Source organism: Gracilinema caldarium, from assembly GCF_029265695.1.
In the GTDB taxonomy this organism is placed as follows: Bacteria; Spirochaetota; Spirochaetia; order Treponematales; family Breznakiellaceae; genus Gracilinema; species Gracilinema caldarium_A.
Map to the genome: position 1 here is coordinate 1 of NZ_JAJUHW010000087.1, position 1,599 is coordinate 1,599.

The 1,599-nt window shown below is 48.1% G+C and carries 2 protein-coding genes and 1 pseudogene; all 3 read left to right on the forward strand.

What is annotated here, in order from left to right; all coding sequences use genetic code 11:
- Nucleotides 1–640 (forward strand): hypothetical protein (locus Q7P68_RS13960; protein ID WP_304226695.1); only part of this gene is annotated, 640 nt, incomplete at its 5' end.
- A 113-nt stretch (nt 641–753) separates the two neighbouring features.
- Entirely contained in the window at nt 754–975 is a 222-nt protein-coding gene (locus Q7P68_RS13965; RefSeq protein ID WP_304226697.1) for a hypothetical protein, read from the forward strand.
- Between the two features lie 246 nt (nt 976–1,221).
- Nucleotides 1,222–1,599, forward strand: a pseudogene (locus tag Q7P68_RS13970) (hypothetical protein); the annotation flags it as partial.

Sequence of the window (1,599 nt, forward strand, 5' to 3'; positions counted from 1 at the left end):
TCCGGACTTTACCGTGAGCATTGTGGGCTTTCCCATTCCAACCACAATCACCTATACGCCGGTCCACAACCGCATACACCAGATGGGCCTCGACGCGGCTTACACGATCGCAGGCTTTGACATCCGAACCGAATGGGCTCTAAGCCTTACTAACGATTTAGAAGGCCTTACCCCGCTCGAAAAGAACTCATACCTTCAGGGAGTGTTCCAGGCCACCCGTTCGTTCATCAACGGAACCACTTCCCTTTCCCTTGCATGGGCTCCCCGTTACGTCCTGAACTATAAAGCACCATCGGACTACACCAACCCAAGCGACCAGCAAGCTGCCACCATGCTCCGCCAATACGACGGGCAGGCTTACCAGTGGGAACATGGGGTAAGTCTCCGCATTGCAGGCAAGTACCTGAACGAAACCCTGCAGCCAGAAGCCCTCTTCCTTGCAGAAACAAGTGCTCGGGACTGGCTTGGAACTGCCTCAGTAAGCTACCAGCTCGGTGATGGCCTCAGTCTTAAAGCAGGAACCGTCCAGTATGGCTCCTTCCTCCCCAGTGGAGATGCAAACCGGGAACTGGGGACCTTCAGCAAGAGCAGCACCATCGACAAAGACTACTATTATATAGAAGTAAAATACAGTTTCTAATACATCGCCCCCGGCTGGCTCTTGCAGCCCGGCTGGGGCGTTTTTTTGACAAAACAAAATAAGTCGATATATACTGCTGGTGCTATTGTGTAAAAGCAAAGGCGGTAAAGAGTATGAAACATCGGAGAGGCGACCGCTATGACGGACGCTGGCTGCGTACACTTAGTCCTTTCTACCAAATTACTCCGTTCATTATGCGCACCAGATCCGATGCGCAGGATTATTATGAAGACCAATTTAAAATTTCCCCGGTAGAAAAATTGCTTCGATCCTTGCATGATCGCGGGTTTAGCAATATTGGTTTTCTCCATGTTTTTATGGCCGCTGCGGTATGAACAATTTCCCAGTATCCGCGTCTGAACCGCTTTATCGCAGGTCAGCGCATTTATGCCCGAAACGAAATTCTAATTACGCTGGCGATTAAAAAAAGACTCCACGAAGACGGCCTTGAAACAACTATAAAAATTCCCTTTGCTCCGACAGACACTATCTTTACTATTGCAGAGAGGCTTAACGCCGCAGTCGCCGGAAACAAGGATGAAAATACTCAGAACGATACCGACAATACGGCAAAACTTTTCATGCTGCTTCCCCGCTGGCTGCTCAGATTTGTGCTTTGGAGTTTCAGAACCCTGGATTATTATGGTCTATTACCAAAGGCAATCCATAAAGCAAGCCCTTTCCATGCCACAGCCTTCATCACCGACCTGGGTTCTCTTGGAATTAAGCCCATATATCATCATATCTATGATTTTGGAACCACATCTCTATTTATTGCCTTTGGCAACAAACTGAGGGTCAATGAGTTATCTGATGAGGGAACCGTTATAAAGCGCAAATATATTCCGGTTAAAATTGTCAACGACGAACGTATTTGTGACGGCCATTATTATGCCACGGCCTTTAAATACATGCGGCGGCTTTTTGCTCATCCTCACATCCTAGAACAACCACCAGAA